Origin of the sequence: Motilimonas sp. 1_MG-2023 (genome assembly GCF_030547455.1) — a bacterium.
Classification (GTDB): domain Bacteria; phylum Pseudomonadota; class Gammaproteobacteria; order Enterobacterales; family CBDFNC01; genus Motilimonas.
Genome location: NZ_JAUOPX010000124.1, coordinates 1 through 463, shown reverse-complemented (window position 1 = coordinate 463; position 463 = coordinate 1). Strand labels below are relative to the sequence as shown.

Annotated in this window: 1 protein-coding gene; it reads left to right on the top strand. The window is 48.4% G+C overall.

Annotated elements, in window-relative coordinates:
* A partial coding sequence (locus tag Q4519_RS21720; RefSeq protein ID WP_303516022.1) for a transposase occupies positions 1 to 463 on the top strand: 463 nt, incomplete at both ends.

The following is a 463-nucleotide window of genomic DNA, read 5'->3' as shown; positions in this document are numbered from 1 at the left end:
GTGCGCCAAGCCGATGTGATTTTTGCCGATGAAACGTCACACCAACGGGATAATGAATCGCGTTGGATGTGGTTGATAACATGCGATGATGCCGCTTGTTTTAACACGCACTATTCGCGTGGCAAGCTAGCGGCCAAAAAATTACTGGGTGAGCAAGTGAACGGTTTTGTGGTGACAGATCAATATGCAGGATACCACTGGCTTGAAGATACACAGAGGCAACTTTGCTGGGCGCATATCTTACGAAATGTGACGCAGATAGCGGAATATAGCGGCGGGGGTTATACCGCGAAAGTCGGTCAGCAGTTGGTACTGAGAATTGAAGCAATTTTCCGCACTCAACATCGATTTGAAGACGGTTATATTACCGATGCCGTCTATCGACGGCGGATGAAGCGATTGCGCCTGTCATGGCAAAAACAGCTTGGTCTTGGATTGGAAATACCAGCAAGCCGTTATCAGG